General features: G+C 72.6%; 21 protein-coding genes. 12 read left to right on the top strand and 9 right to left on the bottom strand.

What is annotated here, in order from left to right; translation table 11 throughout:
* Nucleotides 1-313: 313 nt before the first annotated feature.
* The 5 genes from ABZ659_RS21795 (at nucleotide 314) to ABZ659_RS21775 (ending at nucleotide 8,654) form a co-directional block, all read left to right on the top strand.
* Nucleotides 314-1,339 (top strand): LacI family DNA-binding transcriptional regulator, encoded by a 1,026-nt coding sequence (locus ABZ659_RS21795; protein WP_360222479.1) that lies wholly within the window; start codon nucleotides 314-316, stop codon nucleotides 1,337-1,339.
* A gap of 287 nt (nucleotides 1,340-1,626) precedes the next feature.
* The gene (locus ABZ659_RS21790; RefSeq protein ID WP_360222476.1) at nucleotides 1,627-2,751 is read left to right on the top strand and encodes a cellulose binding domain-containing protein; all 1,125 of its coding nucleotides are present in this window, start codon (nucleotides 1,627-1,629) and stop codon (nucleotides 2,749-2,751) included.
* A gap of 132 nt (nucleotides 2,752-2,883) precedes the next feature.
* Nucleotides 2,884-5,094: a glycoside hydrolase family 3 N-terminal domain-containing protein gene (locus ABZ659_RS21785; RefSeq protein ID WP_360222473.1), complete on the top strand. Its 2,211-nt coding sequence runs from the start codon at nucleotides 2,884-2,886 to the stop codon at nucleotides 5,092-5,094.
* A gap of 117 nt (nucleotides 5,095-5,211) precedes the next feature.
* Complete coding sequence (locus ABZ659_RS21780; protein WP_360222470.1) at nucleotides 5,212-7,434, top strand: glycoside hydrolase family 6 protein; 2,223 nt, start codon at nucleotides 5,212-5,214, stop codon at nucleotides 7,432-7,434.
* Between the two features lie 125 nt (nucleotides 7,435-7,559).
* Complete coding sequence (locus tag ABZ659_RS21775; protein WP_360222467.1) at nucleotides 7,560-8,654, top strand: lytic polysaccharide monooxygenase; 1,095 nt, start codon at nucleotides 7,560-7,562, stop codon at nucleotides 8,652-8,654.
* 55 nt (nucleotides 8,655-8,709) lie between these two features.
* On the opposite strand, the gene ABZ659_RS21770 is transcribed toward ABZ659_RS21775, so the two are convergent.
* The 4 genes from ABZ659_RS21770 to ABZ659_RS21755 form a co-directional block, all read right to left on the bottom strand.
* Nucleotides 8,710-9,318 carry a hypothetical protein gene (locus tag ABZ659_RS21770; RefSeq protein WP_360222464.1) on the bottom strand — a complete coding sequence of 203 codons (609 nt, stop codon included), beginning with the start codon at nucleotides 9,316-9,318 and terminating at the stop codon, nucleotides 8,710-8,712.
* Between the two features lie 83 nt (nucleotides 9,319-9,401).
* Nucleotides 9,402-9,938 (bottom strand): TIGR04222 domain-containing membrane protein, encoded by a 537-nt coding sequence (locus ABZ659_RS21765; protein ID WP_360222461.1) that lies wholly within the window; start codon nucleotides 9,936-9,938, stop codon nucleotides 9,402-9,404.
* Between the two features lie 165 nt (nucleotides 9,939-10,103).
* A complete protein-coding gene (locus ABZ659_RS21760; RefSeq protein WP_360222458.1) occupies nucleotides 10,104-10,412 on the bottom strand; it encodes a hypothetical protein in 309 nt (102 codons plus the stop codon).
* Nucleotides 10,413-10,619: 207 nt separating this feature from the next.
* A complete protein-coding gene (locus tag ABZ659_RS21755; protein ID WP_360222455.1) occupies nucleotides 10,620-11,849 on the bottom strand; it encodes an FAD/NAD(P)-binding oxidoreductase in 1,230 nt (409 codons plus the stop codon).
* 394 nt (nucleotides 11,850-12,243) lie between these two features.
* On the opposite strand from ABZ659_RS21755, the gene ABZ659_RS21750 reads away from it, so the two are divergent.
* The 6 genes from ABZ659_RS21750 to ABZ659_RS21725 all read left to right on the top strand — a co-directional run bounded on the left by ABZ659_RS21750 (nucleotide 12,244) and on the right by ABZ659_RS21725 (nucleotide 16,280).
* Nucleotides 12,244-12,495, top strand: coding sequence for a thiamine-binding protein (locus tag ABZ659_RS21750; RefSeq protein WP_360222710.1), 252 nt, complete (start codon nucleotides 12,244-12,246; stop codon nucleotides 12,493-12,495).
* A gap of 47 nt (nucleotides 12,496-12,542) precedes the next feature.
* The gene (locus ABZ659_RS21745; protein ID WP_360222707.1) at nucleotides 12,543-12,857 is read left to right on the top strand and encodes a helix-turn-helix domain-containing protein; all 315 of its coding nucleotides are present in this window, start codon (nucleotides 12,543-12,545) and stop codon (nucleotides 12,855-12,857) included.
* Between the two features lie 111 nt (nucleotides 12,858-12,968).
* A complete protein-coding gene (gene uraD, locus ABZ659_RS21740) occupies nucleotides 12,969-13,487 on the top strand; it encodes a 2-oxo-4-hydroxy-4-carboxy-5-ureidoimidazoline decarboxylase (protein ID WP_360222452.1) in 519 nt (172 codons plus the stop codon).
* A 6-nt stretch (nucleotides 13,488-13,493) separates the two neighbouring features.
* Nucleotides 13,494-13,880, top strand: coding sequence for a hydroxyisourate hydrolase (gene uraH / locus ABZ659_RS21735; protein ID WP_360222449.1), 387 nt, complete (start codon nucleotides 13,494-13,496; stop codon nucleotides 13,878-13,880).
* Between the two features lie 4 nt (nucleotides 13,881-13,884).
* Entirely contained in the window at nucleotides 13,885-14,784 is a 900-nt protein-coding gene (gene pucL, locus ABZ659_RS21730) for a factor-independent urate hydroxylase (protein ID WP_360222446.1), read from the top strand.
* 116 nt (nucleotides 14,785-14,900) lie between these two features.
* Nucleotides 14,901-16,280 carry an 8-oxoguanine deaminase gene (locus ABZ659_RS21725; protein WP_360222443.1) on the top strand — a complete coding sequence of 460 codons (1,380 nt, stop codon included), beginning with the start codon at nucleotides 14,901-14,903 and terminating at the stop codon, nucleotides 16,278-16,280.
* Nucleotides 16,281-16,547: 267 nt separating this feature from the next.
* On the opposite strand, the gene ABZ659_RS21720 is transcribed toward ABZ659_RS21725, so the two are convergent.
* Genes ABZ659_RS21720 through ABZ659_RS21710 form a run of 3 tightly spaced genes read right to left on the bottom strand, consistent with a single transcriptional unit; the run spans nucleotide 16,548 to nucleotide 18,303 of the window.
* Nucleotides 16,548-16,970: an acyl-CoA thioesterase gene (locus ABZ659_RS21720; RefSeq protein ID WP_360222440.1), complete on the bottom strand. Its 423-nt coding sequence runs from the start codon at nucleotides 16,968-16,970 to the stop codon at nucleotides 16,548-16,550.
* A gap of 58 nt (nucleotides 16,971-17,028) precedes the next feature.
* Entirely contained in the window at nucleotides 17,029-17,661 is a 633-nt protein-coding gene (locus tag ABZ659_RS21715; RefSeq protein WP_360222437.1) for a hypothetical protein, read from the bottom strand.
* A gap of 42 nt (nucleotides 17,662-17,703) precedes the next feature.
* A complete protein-coding gene (locus ABZ659_RS21710) occupies nucleotides 17,704-18,303 on the bottom strand; it encodes a histidine phosphatase family protein (protein WP_360222434.1) in 600 nt (199 codons plus the stop codon).
* 50 nt (nucleotides 18,304-18,353) lie between these two features.
* On the opposite strand from ABZ659_RS21710, the gene ABZ659_RS21705 reads away from it, so the two are divergent.
* On the top strand, nucleotides 18,354-19,181 hold the full coding sequence (locus ABZ659_RS21705) for a class I SAM-dependent methyltransferase (RefSeq protein WP_360222431.1): 828 nt from the start codon (nucleotides 18,354-18,356) through the stop codon (nucleotides 19,179-19,181).
* Here ABZ659_RS21705 and ABZ659_RS21700 read toward each other — a convergent pair.
* A complete protein-coding gene (locus ABZ659_RS21700; protein WP_360222428.1) occupies nucleotides 19,160-19,354 on the bottom strand; it encodes a DUF397 domain-containing protein in 195 nt (64 codons plus the stop codon). The genes ABZ659_RS21705 and ABZ659_RS21700 overlap by 22 nt on opposite strands.
* Complete coding sequence (locus ABZ659_RS21695; protein ID WP_360222425.1) at nucleotides 19,351-20,166, bottom strand: helix-turn-helix transcriptional regulator; 816 nt, start codon at nucleotides 20,164-20,166, stop codon at nucleotides 19,351-19,353. The genes ABZ659_RS21700 and ABZ659_RS21695 overlap by 4 nt, the downstream gene beginning before the upstream one ends.
* Between the last annotated feature and the right edge of the window lie 88 nt (nucleotides 20,167-20,254).

The following is a 20,254-nucleotide window of genomic DNA, read 5'->3' as shown; positions in this document are numbered from 1 at the left end:
CCGGCCGCCCGCCCCGCCTCGCGACCGGCCGCCCGCCCCGCCTCGCGACCGGCCGCCCGCCCCGCCTCGCGACCGGCCGCCCGCCCCGCCTCGCGACCGGCCGCCCGCCCCGCCTCGCGACCCGCCTCCCGCACCGTCGCGGCCCGGGCCGGGTCGGTCGAGGAGGGCCGGGCACGGGGCGCGCAAGAGGGAACCGCGCCAGACGTACGGCAGGTGAACCGGCCGCCGACCGAGGACGGTCCGCCGATCCGCCGGTCCGCCGATCAGGCGCCCGTCCGGGACCGTAAGATCGGGTGCCCTGGGGGTGGGGTGAATGGTGAAGCGGCGCCCTGGCACCACGCCGACGCTGGAGGAAGTGGCCGCGCTTGCCGGGGTGGGGCGGGGCACGGTCTCCCGCGTCATCAACAACGCGACCGGTGTCAAGGAGTCGACCCGGCGCGCGGTGCAGCGGGCCATCGCCGAGCTGGGCTACGTGCCCAACCTGGCGGCCCGTTCACTGGCGGGGCGGCGCGCGGACGCCGTGGCGCTGGCGATCACCGAGAAGGACTGGCGCAAGTTCGGGGAGCCGTTCTTCTCGGAGGTGGTGCGCGCGGTCGGGGACGCCCTGGCGGACACCTCGGTCCAACTGCTGCTCACCCTGGTCCGCTCGGACGCCGAGCGGACCAGGTTCGTCGAGTACGCGCGCGGCGGCCGGGTCGACGGGGTGCTGCTGACGTCCGTGCACGCAGAGGACCCGCTGCCCGACATGCTCGCCGACGCCGGGCTGCCCACGGTCCTCCTCGGCCGCCGCTCGGGCGAGGAGCAGGTCACCTACGTCGACGCGGACAACGCGGGCGGCGCCCGGGACGCCGTCGCCCATCTGCTGCGCGACGGACGCCGGGCGATCGGCACCGTCACCGGGCCGCTGGACATGTACGTCGCGCAGAGCAGGCTGCGCGGCTACCGGGAGGCGCTGACCAGGGCCGGGATCGGGCCACGGGCCGCCTGGGAGGCCGAGGGCGACTTCACCGAGGCGAGCGGGCGCCGGGCCACCGCCGAACTGCTCGCCCGCTACCCCGGCCTGGACGCCGTGTTCGCCGCCTCGGACACCATGGCCGCCGGGGCGCTGACCGCCCTGGGCGCGGCGGGGCGCCGGGTGCCGGACGACGTGGCGGTGATCGGCTTCGACGACTTCCGGCTCGCCCAGGACACCGAGCCGCGGCTGACGACGGTGCGGCAGCCGCTGGAGGAGATCGGCCGGACCATGGTGCGGCTGCTCCTGGAGGAGATGGAGCAGCCCGAGGTGGCCTGGCGGCACGTGATCCTGCGGACCCGGCTCGTGGTGCGGGATTCGGCCTGAGGGGCGGGGGTGACGGGCCGGGACCGCTCTTCGAATGTTTCGGGAGCGCTCCCATCTTCCCTGTCCTGTCTTCGATCACATCGCTGACCAGCGGCTTCGAGATCGCTTCGACATTTCTTCGACAGTTCGCGTGCGCGGAGTCTTGTCAGGGACATGGGCCGCTTCTACAGTCACCGGCGTACCAATTTATGGGAGCGCTCCCATCAGTGGGGAGTTGGGAGCGCTCCCGCTTCCCCCGCTTCCCCCACGCTTTCCCCGCACTCTTCCCCCGCACCGGAGAGGCCCCCATGCGCTCGTTACCGCACGGCACCCGCACTCCGCACGCCCTGCTCGGCGTCCTGCTCACCGCTCTCGCCACCGTCGTGGCGCTCCTCACCGCCGCACCGGCCGCCCAGGCCGACACCCTGATCTGCGAGCAGTACGGCTCCACCGTGATCCAGGGACGCTACGTCGTCCAGAACAACCGCTGGGGCACTAGCGCCCCCCAGTGCGTCACCGCCACGGACAACGGCTTCCGGCTCACCCAGGCCGACGGCTCCGTCCCCACCAACGGCGCCCCCAAGTCGTACCCGTCCGTCTTCAACGGCTGCCACTACACCAACTGCTCCCCGGGCACCAACCTCCCGGCGCAGGTCAGCACCATCTCCAGCGCGCCCAGCAGCATCTCGTACAACTACGTCTCCAACGCCGTCTACAACGCCTCGTACGACATCTGGCTGGACCCGACGCCGCGCACCGACGGGGTGAACCGGACCGAGATCATGATCTGGTTCAACCGGGTCGGCTCCATCCAGCCGATCGGCTCCCCGGTGGGCAACGCCACGGTCGGCGGGCGCGGTTGGCAGGTCTGGACCGGTAGCAACGGCTCCAACGACGTGATCTCCTTCGTCGCGCCGTCCGCGATCGGGAGCTGGAGCTTCGACGTCATGGACTTCGTCCGGCACACCGTCTCCCGGGGCATGGCGCAGAACAACTGGTACCTGACCAGCGTGCAGGCCGGGTTCGAGCCGTGGCAGAACGGGGCCGGGCTCGCCGTGAACTCCTTCTCGTCGAGCGTGAACACCGGCGGCGGCACCCCCGACCCCGACCCGGGCGGCCCGGCGCAGTGCGACGTCACCTACGCCACCAACGTCTGGCAGGACGGCTTCACCGCCGACGTCACGGTCAGGAACACCGGTTCCGCGCCCGTCGACGGCTGGCAGCTCGCGTTCACCCTGCCGTCCGGGCAGCGGATCACCAACGCCTGGAACGCGACCATCTCCCCGTCGAGCGGGGCGGTCACCGCGACCCCGGCCGCGCACAACGCGAGCATCGCCGCCGGGAGCAGCCAGACGTTCGGCTTCCAGGGCACGTACTCGGGATCGTTCGCGCAGCCGGGTGAGTTCCGGCTGAACGGGACGGTCTGCTCCTGACCGCCTGAACCGGTCCCACCCCCCGGTTCGCTCCGGGCCCGCCCCCGCCTCCACGCCGACGGGGGCGGGGCCGGAGTCCACGGTCGCCCCCACCCCTTCCTCCGGCCCGCACCCGGAAAGGCCCTACGACCCATGGCCCTGAGCACCGCCCCGCCCCGCCGCCGCCCGGCGCTAGCCGCCGCGCTCTGCGCCGCCGCGCTCGCCGTGACCGGCCTGACCGGCGTGGCCCCCGCGCCCGAACCCGCCGCGTCCGCCGCCGCGCTGCCCTACCAGGACCCGTCCCTGCCGGTGGCGCAGCGGGTCGACGACCTGCTGGCCCGGATGTCGCTGGACGACAAGCTCGGCCAGATGACCCAGGTCGAGAAGGAGGCGCTGGCCCCGCAGTCGGACCTGGCGACGTACCGCATCGGCTCGGTGCTCTCCGGCGGCGACTCCACGGTCAGCCCCAACAACGCCCAGACCTGGGCCGACACCTACGACTCCCTCCAGCGCACCGCCCTGGCCACCCCGCTCGGCATCCCGGTGATCTACGGCATCGACGCGGTGCACGGCCACAACGCGGTGCGCGGCGCCACGCTGTTCCCGCACAACATCGGCCTCGGCGCCACCCGCGACCCCGACCTGGTGGAGCGCGTCGGACGCGCGGTCGCCGAGGAGGTCGCGGGGACCGGCATCGACTGGTCGTTCGCGCCCTGCCTGTGCGTGGTCCGCAACGACCGGTGGGGACGCACCTACGAGTCCTTCGGCGAGAAGCCCGAACTGCCCACCGCCATGACGTCGTTCATCACCGGGATGCAGGGCGCCACCCTGGGGGCCGACCCGGCCTCCGTGCTCACCACCGCCAAGCACTACCTCGGCGACGGCGGCACCACCGGGGGAGTGGACCAGGGCGACACGGAGCTGTCCGAGGCGGAGCTGCGGGCGGTCCACCTGCCGCCGTTCGCGGAGGCGGTACGGCGGGGCGTCGGCTCGGTGATGCTGTCGTACAGCAGCTGGAACGGGGTGAAGTCGCACGGCCACAAGTACCTGGTCACCGACGTGCTCAAGGGCGAGCTGGGCTTCACCGGGTTCGTCGTCTCCGACTGGGCCGCCGTCGACCAGCTGGACGGGCAGAGCGGGTTCACCGGCACGGAGATCGCCACCGCCGTCAACGCGGGCGTCGACATGGTGATGGTCCCGCACGACTACACCCGCTTCCTCACCCTGCTGCGGGGCGAGGTCAACGCCGGGCGGGTCCCGCTGGTCCGGGTCAACGACGCCAACCGGCGCATCCTCACCAAGAAGTTCGAACTCGGCCTGTTCGAACGGCCGCTGACCGACCGCTCGTACACCTCCACGGTCGGCTCCGCCGCGCACCGGGCGCTGGCCCGGCAGGCGGTGCGGGAGTCGCAGGTGCTGCTGAAGAACGACGGCGGCCTGCTGCCGCTGCCCAAGTCGGCGAAGGTGTTCGTCGCGGGCAAGAACGCCGACGACATCGGCAACCAGAGCGGCGGCTGGACCGTCGGCTGGCAGGGCCGCAGCGGAGCCGTCACCGAGGGCACCACGATCCTCCAGGGCATCCGCGCCGCCGTCACCGACCCGTCCCGGGTGACCTACGACCGGTACGGCAACGGCGTCGACGGCAGCTACTCGGCCGCCGTCGCCGTCGTCGGGGAGACCCCGTACGCCGAGGGGCGCGGCGACCGGCCCGGGGCGATGGGCCTGGACCAGGAGGACCTGTCGACGCTGGCCCGGCTGAAGGCGAGCGGCGTGCCCGTCGCCGTGGTGCTGGTCTCCGGGCGCCCGCTCGATGTCGCCGCCCAACTGCCGGACTGGCGGGCGCTGCTGGCGTCCTGGCTGCCCGGCACCGAGGGCGCCGGCGTCGCCGACGTGCTCTTCGGCGACCACGCGCCCACCGGCAGGCTCCCGGTCAGCTGGATGCGCGGCGCCTCCCAGCAGCCGGTCAACGACGGCGACGGCAAGAGCCCGCTGTTCCCCTACGGCCACGGGCTGACGTACGACGGCACACCCGACCCGGACCCGGACCCGGATCCCGACCCGGAACCGGTGGGCGGCTGCACCGCCGACTTCCGGCTCGTCAACTCCTGGCCGGGCGGCCACCAGGCCGAGATCACCGTCAAGAACACCGGCACCGGCCCGGTCTCCGGCTGGACCGTCGACTGGGACCTCGGGGGCGCGACCGTCACCAGCCTCTGGAACGGCGTCCTCACCGTCACCGACGGCCGGGCCACCGTCCGCAACACCTCCTCCAACGGCGCGCTGGCCCCCGGCGCGACCACCTCGTTCGGCTACACCGCCAACGGCAGCGCGGGCAGTCCCGCTCCGCGCTGCACCACCGGCTGAACCACCCGCACCACGCACCACACCCGCACCAGCACACGCACTACACCAGCACCACGCACCACATACGCACCACGCACCCGCACCACGCACCACGCACCCGTACCCCAAGGAGGGCACATGACAGACCGGAGCAGACGCACGGGCCCCGGCCCGCGCCGCCCGCGCCGGATGCGGCCGGCCGCACTGGCCGCCGTGCTCAGCACGCTGCTGCTGGCGACCGCGGCCCAGCTGACCGGACCGTCGCAGGCGGCGGCAGCCGAGGCCCACGTCGACAACCCGTTCGCCGGAGCCACCTTCTACGTCAACCCCGACTACGCCGAACACGTCGACACGTCCATCGCCCGCACCAGCGACAGTGCCCTCAAGGCCAAGATGGAGCAGGTCAAGAACTACCCGACCGCGGTCTGGCTGGACCGGATCGCGGCCATCCACGGCGGCGACGCCAACGCGGGCCGCAAGAGCCTGGCCGACCACCTCGACCTGGCCCTGGCCCAGAAGAAGCCCGGCCAGCCGATCACCGCGACCTTCGTGGTGTACGACCTGCCCGGCCGGGACTGCGCCGCCCTCGCCTCCAACGGGGAACTGCCGCTCACCGCGGCCGGGCTCGCCCGCTACAAGAGCGAGTACATCGACGTCATCGCGAACGTCTTCAAGGACCCCAAGTACCAGGACATCCGCATCACCACCGTCATCGAGCCGGACGGGCTGCCGAACCTGGTCACCAACACCTCCGACCCCGAGTGCGCGCAGGCCAAGAGCAGCGGCGTCTACGCCGACGGCGTGCGCTACGCGCTCGACCAGCTGCACGCCATCCCCAACGTCTACACCTACCTCGACTTCGCCCACTCCGGCTGGCTCGGCTGGGACAACAACCTCAGCGGGACCGTGCAGCTGTACACGGACGTCGCCAAGGGCACCCGGGCCGGCCTGAGCAGCGTCGACGGCCTCGTCACCAACGTCTCCAACTACACGCCGCTCGCCGAGCCGTTCCTGCCCGACCCGACCAAGCAGGTCGGCGGGAACCAGATCCGGTCCGGCGAGTACTACGAGTGGAACCCGAACTTCGACGAGACGGACTTCACGGCCAACGTGCACCGCGCGCTGGTCAGCGCGGGGTGGCCCGCCGCCACCGGCATGATCGTGGACACCTCACGCAACGGCTGGGGCGGCGCGGGCCGACCCACCGCCGTGAGCACCAGCACCAGCCTCGACACCTACGTCAGCGAGTCCAAGGTGGACCGCAGGACCCACCGCGGGCTGTGGTGCAACGTCTCCGGCGCCGGGCTCGGACAGCCCCCGCAGGCCGCGCCCGCCGGGCTCCCCGACTCCCGCCTCGACGCGTTCCTCTGGGTGAAGCCGCCGGGTGAGTCGGACGGGGCCAGCACCGAGATACCCAACGACGAGGGCAAGCACCTCGACCCCATGTGCGACCCGACGTACTCGGCGCCCAACGCGGGCGGCAACAAGACCGGCGCGCTGGAGGGCGCCCCGCTCGCCGGGCACTGGTTCCACGACCAGTTCGCCATGCTGGTCCGCAACGCCAACCCGGCCGTCGGCGACGACGGCGGCAACGACAACGGCGACGACACCACCGCGCCCACCGCGCCGACCGGGCTGCGGACCACCGCCAAGACCGCGGGCAGCGTCTCGCTGGCCTGGACGGCGGCCACCGACGACACCGGCGTGACCGGCTACGACGTCTACCGCGACGGCACCCGGGTCACCTCGACGCCGGTCACCACGACTGCGTTCACCGACACCGGCCTGACCGCGGACACGGCCTACGCCTACACGGTGCGCGCCCGCGACGCCGCCGGGAACGTCTCCGCGCCGTCCACCGCGCTCACCGTCACCACCGGCACGGACGGCGGCGGTCCGGACCCGGCGGGCGGTCTGAAGGTGACGTACAAGAACAACGACGTCTCGGTGGCGGACAACGCCATCCGGCCCAGTCTGCGGATCGCCAACACCGGCAGCGGGTCGGTCGACCTGAGCCAGGTGACGGCCCGCTACTACTTCACCCGGGACGGCGGCTCGTCCACGGTGAGCGCCTGGTGCGACTACGCGGCCGTCGGCTGCTCCAAGGTCGAGCTGCGGGTGGTCCCGCTGAGCACACCGGTCGCGGGCGCGGACGCCTACCTGGAGGTCGCCTTCTCCGACGGCACGCTGGCCGCCGGAGGGAACACCGGTGACATCCAGCTGCGGATGAGCAAGTCCGACTGGTCCGCCTTCGACGAGTCCGACGACGCCAGCCGCTCCACCGCCACCACCTACACCGACGCCCCGGAGATCCCGGCCTACCTCGGAACCGAGCTGGCCTGGGGCACCCCGCCCAGCTGACCACCCACTCCCCGCGACTCCCCCGCCCGTCCGGCGCGACCGCTCCCCGGACGGGCGGGGGCTCCAAACGCCCACCAGGGCGCGGCACGACCCGCACACATCCCCACACAGGCACAGGAGGCACCATGGCCCGACCCCAACGCATCGTCTCCTTGATGGCGGTGCTCGCGACCCTGCTCAGCGGTCTCGCGCTGGCCCTGCTCGCGCAGGGCAGCGCCAAGGCGCACGGCGTGGCGATGATGCCCGGATCGCGGACCTACCTCTGCTATCTGGACGCCCAGACCAGCTCCGGCGCCCTGGACCCGACGAACCCGGCCTGCGAGGCCGCGCTCGCCGAGAGCGGCGCGACGGCGCTGTACAACTGGTTCGCGGTGCTCGACTCCAACGCGGGCGGCCGGGGCGCCGGTTACGTGCCCGACGGCAAGCTGTGCAGCGCCGGTGACCGTTCGCCGTACAACTTCACCGGCTACAACGCCGCCCGCTCCGACTGGCCCCGGACGCACCTCACCTCGGGGTCGACGATGCGGGTGAAGTACAGCAACTGGGCGGCGCACCCGGGCTCGTTCCGGGTGTACCTCTCCAAGCCCGGCTACTCGCCGACCTCTCCGCTGGGCTGGGGTGACCTGGACCTGATCCAGACGGTCACCAACCCGCCGCAGTCGGGTTCGGTGGGCAGCGAGTCCGGTCACTACTACTGGGACCTGAACCTGCCCTCGGGCCGGTCGGGCAACGCGATGATCTTCATCCAGTGGGTGCGCTCGGACAGCAACGAGAACTTCTACTCCTGCTCCGACGTCGTCTTCGACGGCGGCAACGGCGAGGTCACCGGCATCAACAACCCGCCGACCGACCCGACGGACCCGACGGACCCGACGGACCCGACCGATCCGACGGACCCGACGGACCCGCACACCGGCTGCATGGCCGTCTACTCGGTGACGAGCAGCTGGGGCGGCGGCTTCCAGGGCTCCGTCGAGGTGATGAACCACGGCACGACCTCGCAGAACGGCTGGGCCGTGCAGTGGAAGCCGGGTGACGGCACCCGCATCAACAGCGTCTGGAACGGTGTGCTGAGTACCGGGAGCGACGGCACGGTGAAGGTCAGCAACGCCGACTACAACCGGACCATCGCGCCGGACGGCAGTGTGACGTTCGGCTTCACCGCCACATCGACCGGCAACAACGTCCCGGTCGGCTCGATCGGCTGCGTCAACCCGTAGCCCGGTCGGTACGTCCGCTCAGCGGCGCCGGTTCCCCCCGGGGGACCGGCGCCTTTCACGTGCCCGGGGCGCCGAGCGGGCGGACCTCGCCCGCCGGGCCGAGGACGAACAGCGCCACGCCCAGCCGTCCGGCGCGGGCGCGGGCGTCGGCGGCGTACCCGCCGCGGGAGAAGTGGGCGCAGTCCACGGAGCGGGTCATCGCCGTCAGCCACACGCACTCCACGTCCCGCAACGTGGCGGGCCGCCCCGACGGGTCGACGTGGGCCAGCAGCCCCGGGGCGGTCAGGGCGACGCCGGAGGGCGGCCGGTGCGCGGCGCGGCGCAGCTCACGGTGGCCGAGGCGGTGCAGGTACCGGGCGGCGGCGAGGACGGTGTCGCGGGCGCCGAGGGCCTCCTCCGCGCGGCCCGAGGCGACCGGTACGCGCAGCACCGTGCCGCACGGGCAGCCCAGTTCCGGGCGCGGCCACTGGCCGGGACGGCCGCAGGCGGCGCAGCACACGGTGAGCCACTCCGCGTCCCAGGAGCGGTGGCGGACGGGCGCCGCGACGCCGTGCCGGTCGAGCGGCGGCGCGACCGGGGCGCCGCACGGGCAGGGGTAGGACGGCGCGGAGTAGGTGTGCGCTCGCCGACAGGCCGGACAGCGCACCGACACGCTCTCGGACATGGACCCATGGTGCGCCCACCGGCCCTCGTCTGTCCGGCCCTTGACGGTGCCCACCCCCCCACTTACCCCCTCCCTGGGCCTGATCAGGCAAAGGTCTGAGGAACTGGCGGACGGATGGACGGACCCGCCCGCAGCGCGGAGCGCGGGGCGACCACCTGCCAGGCCGTCTCCCCGTGCAGGGCGACCGCGAGCAGCCGGGCGTGGTCGCTCAGCCCGCGCCGGGTCACCGGCACGGGATGGCGTCTGGCCAGGGCGCGGATCTCGCGCCGGGTGGCACGGGTGGGCCCGAGCAGCGGATAGCGCAGCAGCCCCGCCTCCGCGAGCGGGATCCGCATCCGGGCCACCGCCAGCCGCACCTCAGGGTGGCGGGCCAGCGTGCGCGGAGTGCCGGGCCGGTGCAGGGCGCCGTACACGGCGATCTCCAGCGGCGTCTCCCCGGCCTCCGCGTCCGGGGCGCGGGCGCTCATCGTCCCCGGCCCCTCCGGCATCACGGCGCCGCGCAGGTGCAGCGCCAGCACCGCCACGGTCACGGCGGCGCGTGGGCCGCCCCGCAGCAGTGCGATCTCCTGGGGTGCCAGTCGGCCCACACGGACCGCCGTCCCGTCGTATCCCCCGTACACCTTCCTCACCTCGCCCCCGTGCCGGGGCCCGCCGCCCCCGTGCCGGCGGGCCCCGTGTGACGGCAGAATGCCCGCCGCGGGGGGCTGTTGAAGCCTCCCGCGGCATGATTCAGAGGTTGATTTGAGGGTTTCGTAGCGGGTGTACGACCGCTGCCGTAGACGCGCTCACGCCCCGTGACGCTGCTGGTGGTGCTGCTGGTGACGCTGTTCGTGCTGCTGCTCGTGGTGCCCCTGGTGCTGTTCCTCGTGGTGCTCGGACAACCCCGGCCAGTCGTCCGGGCCGCCGCCCTGCCACTCGATGAGGTCGGTGCCCTCCACGTCGGTGACGTACAGGTCGGCCAGCCGCAGGAGTTCGCCCACGTCGTCGACGTGTGAGGCGACCCCCAGCGTCTCGTCGCCCGCGGTGACCCGGCGGGAGCCGTCCAGGGCCGGGGAGTGGACCACGATGTGCGGATGCCGTGTCGGGTGTGCCATGCCTTCAGCGTCCTGCGGACGCGACGGTTCCGCACCCCGAGGGGTCCGGCGCACGGCGGAGCACGCCGCCGCGCGTGACGACCCCTTCTCGGAAGTGGGTCGACATGCCCGGTCGAGATGCCTTGGGGGCAGGTAAAGGCGTCTGGTCCGCCCCGGGAGAAGGGCGGGGGTGGTCGGCCCGGGCCGGGGGACGCCCGGGCCGACCGGTCAGAGGCGGCCGGTGAGCATTCCGCGCCAGTAGATCGGCGGCAGGCCGTACCGCTTGAACGCCCACATCGTGCGCCGTTCCTTGAAGGGGTCGAGCAGGGGGAACGTGGGCGTGGGCTGGAGGTCGTAGTCGAACTCGGCCAGCAGCATCCGGTCGCGGGCGGTGACCAGCGGGCAGGACGTGTAGCCGTCGTAGCGGTGCGACGGCTCGCGGCCGCGCATGACGTCGAGCAGGTTCGCCGCGACCGTCGGGGCCTGCTTGCGCACCGCGGCGCCGGTCTTCGAAGTGGGCAGGTTCGCCACGTCGCCGAGCGCGAAGACGTTGCCGTACGCGGGGTGCTGGAGGGTGTGCCGGTCGGCGGCGACGAAGCCCTGCGGGCTGGCCGGGTCGGCGAGCGGTCCGGTCCTGATCCAGTCGGGCGCGCTCTGCGGCGGGACGGCGTGCAGGAGGTCGTAGCCGATGGTCTCCTTCGTGCCGTCGGCGTGGTCGGTGACGGTGATCTCGCGGGCGTCGCCGTCGACGGCGGTCATCTCGGAGCGCAGCCGCACCTCGATGCCGTACCGGGCGGCCACCTGGTCCAGCACCCGTGACCAGGCGGGCACCTTGAACAGTGCCGGGTCGGGGATGACGAGGACGACCCGGATGTCGTCCAGGACCTTCCGTCTGCGCCAGTGGTCGGCGGCCAGGTAGGCGATCTTCTGGGGGGCGCCGCCGCACTTCAGCGGGGTCGCGGGGTGGGTGAAGACGGCCGTGCCCGAGCGCAGCTGGCGGATCAGCTCCCAGGTGCGCGGGGCGTACTCGGGCGCGTAGTTGCTGCTCACCCGGTCGTGGCCGACGGCCTCGGCGAGGCCCGGCACGCCGTTCCAGTCGAGCTTCAGGCCGGGGGCCAGCACCAGGTACTCGTAGGTCAGCTCGGCGCCGCCGGAGAGGGCCACCGTACGGGCGTCGGGGTCGACGGCCAGGGCGCGGCGGCGGATCCAGCGCACACCGTCGGGTATCACCGACCCCTCGGGGCGGCGGGTGGCGCTCAGGGGTGCCTGGCCGCCGCCGACCAGGGTCCACAGCGGCTGGTACCAGTGGGTGTCGGACGGCTCGATCAGGGTGATGTCACTGACGCCCGCGCGTCGCAGGCGGGCGGCGACGCTGACGCCGCCGCTGCCGCCGCCGATGACGGCGACGCGATGACGGCCGGAGACCGGCGCGTCGGTGGGGGGAGGGGTGGCGGCCAAGGTGTTGCTCCTTCCGGCTGGCCGGTGTGCGGGGGTGGAGCGGCCGGGGGGTCATCCGGTTGGTGGCGGCCCTGCCGCGGTTGCCGCTGGCGCGGACGGCGAAGGGCTCCCGGGTCGCCTCGCGAGGCACTTCGTTGCCTCCTCAATTACCCCCTGGGGTATCTACTCCCCGGAGCGTACGACTGTCCGGCGAGTCGCGTCAAATACCCCCAGGGGTATTTGCCCCGGGAGGCGGGTCGTGCCGTCCGTGACGGTGCGGGGATACTCTTCGGCGAGTCTCTTGAGGTCGTGTCGGAGTGAGCCCTGGTGGGCGTGGCGTCCCGGACGCGCCGCCCGGCCGGGGGGCTGGGCCAACGCTCACGGAGGAGCCGACGGGATGGGTGCGGTGGGACTGATGCGACTGAGAGTGGAGTTCACGACCGAGCCCTTCGACCTCGACGAGGCACCCGCGCATGCGCTGGTCGCCCGGGAGGTCGTCGAGGCCGCGGAGCTGGACGCGGTGGACGTGGGGCCGTTCGGCAACACCGTCGAGGGGCGGGCGGACGTGGTGCTCACCACGGTGGACGCGCTGCTGCGCCGGACGCTGGAAGCGGGCGCCACCCGGGTCTCGCTCCAGGTCAACGTGGTCGGGGAGGGTGACCGGTGAACGGCGACGAGCCCTTCGTCGCCGCCGTGAAACCGCTGGTCGACGCCATGGGCGGGGAACTGCTCCCGCCCGGCGAGGCCGGTCCCGACGACGTCGTCCTCGCCTGGGACGGTGCCGACGTGGTCGCCGTGCGGCTGCCGCAGTTGGCCGACTCGCTGGACCGCATCCTGGCCGCCATGGAGCGCGAGAAGGGCAAGTCGCTCGCCGAACTGGACCGCAAGGCGAAGCAGGAGGTCGTACGGGTGCTGGAAGCGCGCGGCGCCTTCTCCGTGCGGCACGGCGTGGAGACCGTGGCGAGCGCGCTGGGCGTCAGCCGCTTCACCGTCTACAACTACCTGAACCGCGAGAAGGGGACTTCCTGAACCGGGAGCGGGGGCTTCGTAACCCGGAATTTTCAACAAACTGTTGACGCGTGTCCGGTGGAGCGCGTTAGCTGTCCGCAGCCCGTTCGACACAAGGCCACGGAGGCTCCCGTGACGTCCACCTCACCGCCGCCGGGCCTGGCCCGACTCAACGACAGCGAGGAACGCACCGCCCTCTCCGCCCTCGTCGAGGTGTGCGCCTCCGGCGCCTGGGCGAAGCGGCTGGTGGCCGGGCGCCCGTACCCCACCCCCGGCGACCTGTACGCCGCCAGCGACGCCGCCCTGGCCGGGCTGACCCCCGCCGACCTCGACGAGGCCCTGGCCGGACACCCCCCGATCGGCCGCCCCCGGCCCGGCGACCCCGCCTCCGCCCGCGAACAGCGCGGCATGGCGGGCGCCTCCGAGGAACTGCGGGCCGAGATGCTGGAGCTGAACCTCGCCTACCAGGAGAGGTTCGGCCAGGTCTTCCTCGTCTGCGCCACCGGCCGCACCGGCGAGGAGATGCGCGACGCGCTCCGGGAACGGATGGGCAACCCGCCGGAGCGGGAACGCGAGATCGTCCGCGCCGAACTGGGCAAGATCAACCGGATCCGCCTGGCCCGACTCGTCGACGACCCCGCTAAGGACTGACCTGCCATGAGCACCCCCGCCTCCGTGTCCACGCACATCCTCGACACCAGCGTCGGCCGCCCCGCCCAGGGCGTCGCCGTCCACCTCGTGGCCCGCGCCGGACGCGACGCGGACTGGCGGGCGCTCGGCGGCTCCACGACCGACGCGGACGGCCGGTGCAGGGACCTCCCGGCGCTGCCGGAGGGCACCACCCACGTACGGCTCGACTTCGCGGTGGAGCCGCACTTCCAAAGCCAAGCCGATGCGCAGCGGGACGCCCCCGCGAACCGGGACGGCGGACCCGGGGTGTTCTTCCCCGAGGTAGTGATCACCTTCGCCGTCGTGCCCGGCGAGCACTACCACGTACCGCTGCTGCTCAACCCGTTCGGCTACTCCGTTTACCGAGGGAGCTAGCTCCATGGCCACGATGCTCGGCCCGAACCAGTACGGCAAGGCGGAGAACCGCGTCGTGAAGATCACGCGGGACGGCGCCACGCACCACGTCAGGGACCTCAACGTGTCCGTGTCGCTGAGCGGCGACATGGACGACGTCCACTACTCCGGCTCCAACGCCCACGTCCTGCCGACCGACACCACCAAGAACACGGTGTACGCGTTCGCCAAGCAGCACGGCGTCGACTCCGCCGAACAGTTCGGCATCCACCTCGCCCGGCACTTCGTCACCAGCCAGGAACCCATCCACCGCGCCCGCATCCGGATCGAGGAGTACGCCTGGGAGCGCGTCGACGCCCCCGGCTCCGAGGGCGCGCACTCCTTCGTCCGCAAGGGCCAGGAGACCCGGCTGACCCAGGTCACCTACGACGGCGCGTCCTGGGAGGTCGTGTCCGGGCTGAAGGACCTGGTCGTCATGAACTCCACCGACTCCGAGTTCTGGGGCTACGTCAAGGACGCGTACACGACCCTGAAGGAGGCGTACGACCGCATCCTGGCCACCGAGGTCTCCGCCCGCTGGCGGCACAACTGGACCGACGACGCGCGGGACATGCCCGACTGGGACGCCTCCTACGAGGAGACCAGGCGGCACCTGCTGCACGCCTTCGCCGAGACGTACTCGCTCTCCCTCCAGCAGACGCTGTACCAGATGGGCACCCGGATCATCGAGAACCGCCCCGAGATCGACGAGGTCCGCTTCGCCCTCCCCAACAAGCACCACTTCCTGGTCGACCTGGAGCCGTTCGGGCTCAAGAACGACAACGAGGTGTACTACGCCGCCGACCGGCCCTACGGGCTGATCGAGGGCACCGTCCTGCGGGACGGCTGCGAGGCGCGCATACCGGCGGACCTCACCCACCTCTGACCCGGCCCCGTCTCCCCCCTTTCGGCACCCGTGGCCGGGGAACCCGCCCCCGGCCACGGCACTCGAACCCCCAGGGTCCTGCCGTGCCCCCGCCACCCCAGCGCAAAGGACGAACCATGGCAGCAGACCGGCGCACCGTCATCGAGAACTGCGCGATCGCGACCGTCGACGCGCACGACACCGAGTACACCGACGGGTACCTGGTCATCGCGGACCACCGCGTCGAGTCGCTCGGCGCGGGCCGCGCCCCCGAGGGCCTGGCGAACGTCGTACGCCGTATCGACGCCACCGGCCATCTCGTGACCCCCGGCCTGGTCAACACCCACCACCACTTCTACCAGTGGATCACCCGGGGCCTGGCCACCGACCACAACCTCTTCGACTGGCTCGTCGCCCTCTACCCGACCTGGGCGCGCATCGACGAGCCGATGGTGTACGCGGCGGCCCGCGGCTCCCTCGCCATGATGGCCCGCGGCGGCGTCACCACCGCCATGGACCACCACTACGTCTATCCGCGCGGCTCCGGCGACCTGTCCGGCGCGATCATCCGTGCCGCCCACGAGACGGGCGTACGCTTCACCCTCGCCCGCGGCTCCATGGACCGCGGCGAGAAGGACGGCGGACTGCCCCCGGACTTCGCCGTCGAGACCCTGGACGACGCCCTCGCCGCCACCGAGGAGACCGTCAGGCGGTACCACGACGCCTCCTTCGACGCGATGACCCAGGTGGCCGTGGCCCCCTGCTCCCCGTTCTCGGTCTCCACGGAACTCATGCGGCAGGGCGCCGAGTTGGCCCGCCGTCTCGGCGTACGGCTGCACACGCACGGCAGCGAGACCGTCGAGGAGGAGAAGTTCTGCCACGAGCGGTTCGGGAGGGGGCCGACCGACTACTTCGACTCCACCGGCTGGCTCGGCGAGGACGTGTGGATGGCGCACTGCGTCCACATGAACGACTCCGACATCGCCGCCTTCGCCCGCACCCGGACCGGCGTCGCCCACTGCCCCTCCTCCAACGCCCGCCTCGCCGCCGGGATCGCCCGCGTCCCCGACCTGCTCGCCGCCGGTGTCCCGGTCGGCCTCGGCGTCGACGGCACCGCCTCCAACGAGTCCGGCGAACTCCACACCGAACTGCGCAACGCCCTCCTCATCAACCGCCTCGGCCCCCACAAGGAGGCCGCCCTCAACGCCCGGCAGGCGCTGCGCCTCGGCACGTACGGCGGCGCCCAGGTCCTCGGCCGGGCCGCCGAGACCGGCTCCCTCGAGCCCGGCAAGCTGGCCGACCTGGTGCTGTGGAGGATGGACACCCTCGCCCACGCCTCCATCGCCGACCCGGTCACCGCGCTGGTCTTCGGCGCGGCGGCGCCGGTCACCGCGTCCTTCGTCCACGGCGAGCAGATCGTCGCCGACGGACGGCTGCTCACCGTCGACGAGGACGAGATCGCCCGCGCCACGCGGGCCGAGGCGCGACGGCTGGCGCGGATCGCCGCGCGGGACTGACCCGGCGCAGACCTCCGGCCGGGAGGGACGGCTCCCGGCCGGTGACCGTGGACCCGAACGGGGCCCGCGGTGGCCGTCTCCGGGGCGCGCACCCACATGCGCCCCCCGGGGACGGCCACCCAGGGGGTTCCCGCCGTCCGCCCCCGGCCCCCACGGTGCCGCCAGTGCCCGCGTCGGGGAGAGCGGTCGCCGCGCCGCCCGCCAGCGCCCGCCAGCGCCCGGGAGGGCGCGGGAGTGACGGTGAGGTGAGGATGCCGCGCGAGCCGGTCAGAGTCCGAACAGGCCCGGATCGGTCGCCAGTTCCTTGAAGTACCCCGGCGGATCCGCCACCAGCTTCCGCGCGGTGAGGTCCATCAGGCCCCCGACGGCCGACACCTCGGCCGCCACGGTCCCGTCCGCCTTGACGACCTGCTGCTCGATCCGGAACGTCTTGCCGTCGCTCCACTCGAAGGCACAGGTCACGTCGACCTCGTCACCGGCGAGGAGTTCCCGCCGGTAGCGGATGGTGGTCTCCAGGGCGACGGGCCCGACGCCCTTCCCGACCAGCCCGCTCTGGCTGATCCCGGCCGCCTGGAGCAGCGACCAGCGGGCGTGCTCGGCGTAGTTGAGGTACACGGCCTGGTTGAGATGGCCCTGTACGTCGGTCTCGTACCCGCGCACGGTGACGCGTACGGAAAACGGCTCGTTCACAGCCCACTTCCCCTTCTGAAGGTCGTTGCTCTCGCCACCGATCCTGGCACGCCTCCGGTCACGCCCGCCGTGGGGAGGCCAGCAGGTACCGCGCGCGCGTACGGGGTTCGGTGTGCTCACTGGTCTGCCAGCCCGCCCGCTCCAGTGTGGCCGCGCAAGCGCGCAACGCCCCGGCGTCGGGTTCGTACACGGCGACGGCCTCGGGCTGCGGTGTGCCGCGCACCCGGTAACCCCCCTCGGCGTCCTCCGCCCCGGCGGGCCGGTGCTCGGCGGCCTCCAGGGCGAGTGCGACGGCCCGCACCAGATGCGTACGCTCCCACCCGCAGGGCCGGTCGATCGCCCCGTCGGGGTTGGTCATGCGGCGCAGCTCGACGAGCCCTTCCCAGGCACTGCGGACCTCCCGCGCCCGCCCGACCCCGGACGCGGCCGCCTCGCCTCCGACCCGGGCGGCGAACACCCCGGCGGACTCGGCGACTTCCTGGGACGCCTCCGCACTGACCCGCACCCCCTCCCGTACCCGGTGCCCGGCCGGGGTGAGGAAGTGGTCGTGGGGTGGCCGCGGGTGCCGGAAGGCGAGCCCCCGCTTCACCAGCGCCGCGAGCTGCGTCTCCGTACCACCCCGCAGGCGCCCGGTGACCGGATCGGCGGCGTCGATCACACGCCGCTGGGCGGCGGTCGGCGGTCGTGTCACGGCGTGCTCCTTCCAGGCGTTGGTCACCCACTGCCTCGAAGGTTACGACCCGGGTCTGACATTCCACGCGGCGATCACCGGCCGCCCGTGCTCGGTGCTCAACCGGCACACCGTCCCGGTCGCGAGCTGGAACAGCGCGCCGTCCGCGGGCGGCAGCCCCAGCCACCGCGCGGTGAGCACCCGCAGGAAGTGCCCGTGCGCCACCAGCACCACGCACCCCTCGGTGTTCGCGAGCGCCGCGTCCACCTTGCCCAGCACCCGGTCGGCGCGCACACCGACCTCCTCCGGACTCTCCCCAGGACGCTGCGGAGGTCCGGCCTCAACCCCGTCGGTGAACAGGAACCACCCAGGCCGGTCCCGCTGGACCTCGACGGTCGTGACCCCCTCGTAGCCGCCGTAGTCCCATTCATGCAGGTCCGAGTCGATCCGCACATCCGTCAGCCCGATCAGTTCGGCCGTCTCCCGGGCTCGCTGCGAGGGACTCACGAACGCCGCCCCGATCCGGTGCGACCTGATGAGCGGCACCAGCCGCCGCGCCTCCGCCCGCCCCCGCTCGGTCAGCGGAACATCCGTCAGCCCGGTGTGCTTCCCGGACCGGGACCACTCGGTCTCCCCATGCCGGACGAGAAAAAGATCAGCCATGCGGCACAGGCTAGCCAACCGGGGTTCTCGGCGGCGCTAGCGTGCTGGGCATGACGGGGATCGACGCCGACCGACAGTGGTCCGAGTCCATGCCGGCCGCCTATGAGCGGTACCTCGTGCCGGTGGTCTTCCGGCCCTTCGCCGATGACCTGGCCGCCCGAGCGGCAGCCCTCCGGCCCCGGCGGATCCTCGAACTGGCGGCCGGAACCGGCGTGCTGACGTCGGGCCTGCTCGCGGCGGCACCCTCGGCCGAGGTGACGGCGACCGACCTGAACGAGGCCATGGTCGCCCTCGGGTCGGTCCGGGCCCCGGGCGCGGTGTGGCGGCAGGCCGACGCACAGCGGCTGCCGTTCCCGGACGGCGGGTTCGACCTGGTGGTCTGCCAGTTCGGCGTGATGTTCTTCCCCGACCGGGTCGCGGCCTTCACCGAGGTCCGCCGGGTGCTGGCGCCGGGTGGCCGGTTCCTGTTCAACACCTGGGGCCCGCTCGCCACGCACGCCTTCGAAGCCGCATTCCAGGCCGGGCTGGAGCGGGCCTTCCCAGCCGACCCGCCGCGGTTCCTCCCGACGGTCCCGCACGGGTACGCCAACCCCGCCGTCGTGGCCGCTGACCTGGCGGACGCCGGGCTCGCCGTCGAGGAGGAGCGGGAACTGACACTGGAGGGCCGGGCCGCATCGACGGCCGACGTCGCCACCGGGTACCTCACCGGGACGCCGGTGCGCGCGGCCGTCGAGGCACGCGGCGGCGGTCCGGCCGTCCGGGCCATCGTCATCCAGGAGATGACGTCCCGTCTGGGGCCGGGACCGGTCGCCGCCCCGATGACGGCGTACGTCTTCACGGGACGTGACGCGGGGTGTCAGGGAGTCGTACGCCGGTGATCGGCGGCGGCGTACGAGACGAACGTGCCCCACCCCTCGGCAGGGAAGGCGAGTTGCGGGCCCGGTATGTGCTTCGAGTCCCGGACGTGGATGGTTCCGGGGGTTCGGGCGACCTCGACGCACGCAGGACCGTCGTCGGTGCTGTAGCTGCTCTTGACCCACTTGAGGCTCATGTCTCTCCCAGAACTATGTCGATGAAGGCCAGCGACTCTCGTGGTGGGAGGGCTTGAGCCCGGAGGATCCCGTACCGCAGCTCCAGGATCTGGACCTCCTTCGGATCCGAGATCAGTCGGCTCGTCCGCTGGACCTCGTTGTGGCCCACAGTCGTGCCCTCCTTGAGGCGCAGTAGATGGAATGGCCCGCCGAGACCCGCGTTGTCCTCACGATCCATGGGCAGCACCTGGATCTCCACGTTCCGCATGACCCCGACTTCCAACAGCCGTTCAAGCTGCCGACGAAGCACCATTCTTCCCCCGACCCGCCTCCGCAGAGTCGCCTCATCATGCACGAAGCTGAACGCCGGGGTCATCAGCTGGGGGTCGATGATCCTCTGCCGTGCCAGCCGCGCAGCGACAAGTCGCTCCAACTCCTCCTCGGAGAAGGCGGGCCGACGCGATCCGAACACCGCCCGCAGATATTCCTCCGTCTGCAAGAGCCCGTTCGCGACGGAGTTGTCGTAGGCGCAGATCTCAACCGCCTCCGCCTCCAGATTCGCCAGATCCCGTACCTTCTTCGGATACCGGGCCTCCTCCACGTCCTTCCGTAGCCCGGTGATCAGCCCGTCCGCGTCCAGTACCTGGTCCGCCGCCTCCAGGAACACCATTCTGGGGGCGCGCCGCCCCCGTTCCACGGAGGACACCTGTTCCTCGCTGTACCCGATGGCCGCACCCAACTCGGCCTGCGTGAGCCCCTTCCGCTCCCGGCTGATCTTGATGACCTTGCCGACGGTGCGCAGTACGCCCGCCGACTCCTCGTCGTCGTCCATGCCCGGACACCTCCCTGTGCCGCCTGTCCCAACTCCGCGCCGTCGCGGTGCGTCACGCGTCGCCGTCCGGACAGTGGGCCGGTGTACC

The sequence above is a fragment of the Streptomyces sp. NPDC006997 genome, from assembly GCF_040635175.1.
GTDB lineage: Bacteria > Actinomycetota > Actinomycetes > Streptomycetales > Streptomycetaceae > Streptomyces.
The sequence above is the reverse complement of the archived record's forward strand: the minus strand, read 5'-3'. Positions and strand labels throughout refer to the sequence as shown.

What these genes read in the sequence shown, in the direction of transcription:
- ABZ659_RS21795 (WP_360222479.1), top strand. Translation starts at nt 314, where the DNA reads ATGGTGAAGCGGCGCCCTGGCACCACGCCGACGCTGGAGGAAGTGGCC.
- ABZ659_RS21790 (WP_360222476.1), top strand. Translation starts at nt 1,627, where the DNA reads ATGCGCTCGTTACCGCACGGCACCCGCACTCCGCACGCCCTGCTCGGC.
- ABZ659_RS21785 (WP_360222473.1), top strand. Translation starts at nt 2,884, where the DNA reads ATGGCCCTGAGCACCGCCCCGCCCCGCCGCCGCCCGGCGCTAGCCGCC.
- ABZ659_RS21780 (WP_360222470.1), top strand. Translation starts at nt 5,212, where the DNA reads ATGACAGACCGGAGCAGACGCACGGGCCCCGGCCCGCGCCGCCCGCGC.
- ABZ659_RS21775 (WP_360222467.1), top strand. Translation starts at nt 7,560, where the DNA reads ATGGCCCGACCCCAACGCATCGTCTCCTTGATGGCGGTGCTCGCGACC.
- ABZ659_RS21770 (WP_360222464.1), bottom strand. Translation starts at nt 9,318, where the DNA reads ATGTCCGAGAGCGTGTCGGTGCGCTGTCCGGCCTGTCGGCGAGCGCAC.
- ABZ659_RS21760 (WP_360222458.1), bottom strand. Translation starts at nt 10,412, where the DNA reads ATGGCACACCCGACACGGCATCCGCACATCGTGGTCCACTCCCCGGCC.
- ABZ659_RS21750 (WP_360222710.1), top strand. Translation starts at nt 12,244, where the DNA reads ATGCGACTGAGAGTGGAGTTCACGACCGAGCCCTTCGACCTCGACGAG.
- ABZ659_RS21745 (WP_360222707.1), top strand. Translation starts at nt 12,543, where the DNA reads ATGGGCGGGGAACTGCTCCCGCCCGGCGAGGCCGGTCCCGACGACGTC.
- uraH (WP_360222449.1), top strand. Translation starts at nt 13,494, where the DNA reads ATGAGCACCCCCGCCTCCGTGTCCACGCACATCCTCGACACCAGCGTC.
- pucL (WP_360222446.1), top strand. Translation starts at nt 13,885, where the DNA reads ATGGCCACGATGCTCGGCCCGAACCAGTACGGCAAGGCGGAGAACCGC.
- ABZ659_RS21725 (WP_360222443.1), top strand. Translation starts at nt 14,901, where the DNA reads ATGGCAGCAGACCGGCGCACCGTCATCGAGAACTGCGCGATCGCGACC.
- ABZ659_RS21710 (WP_360222434.1), bottom strand. Translation starts at nt 18,303, where the DNA reads ATGGCTGATCTTTTTCTCGTCCGGCATGGGGAGACCGAGTGGTCCCGG.
- ABZ659_RS21705 (WP_360222431.1), top strand. Translation starts at nt 18,354, where the DNA reads ATGACGGGGATCGACGCCGACCGACAGTGGTCCGAGTCCATGCCGGCC.
- ABZ659_RS21700 (WP_360222428.1), bottom strand. Translation starts at nt 19,354, where the DNA reads ATGAGCCTCAAGTGGGTCAAGAGCAGCTACAGCACCGACGACGGTCCT.
- ABZ659_RS21695 (WP_360222425.1), bottom strand. Translation starts at nt 20,166, where the DNA reads ATGGACGACGACGAGGAGTCGGCGGGCGTACTGCGCACCGTCGGCAAG.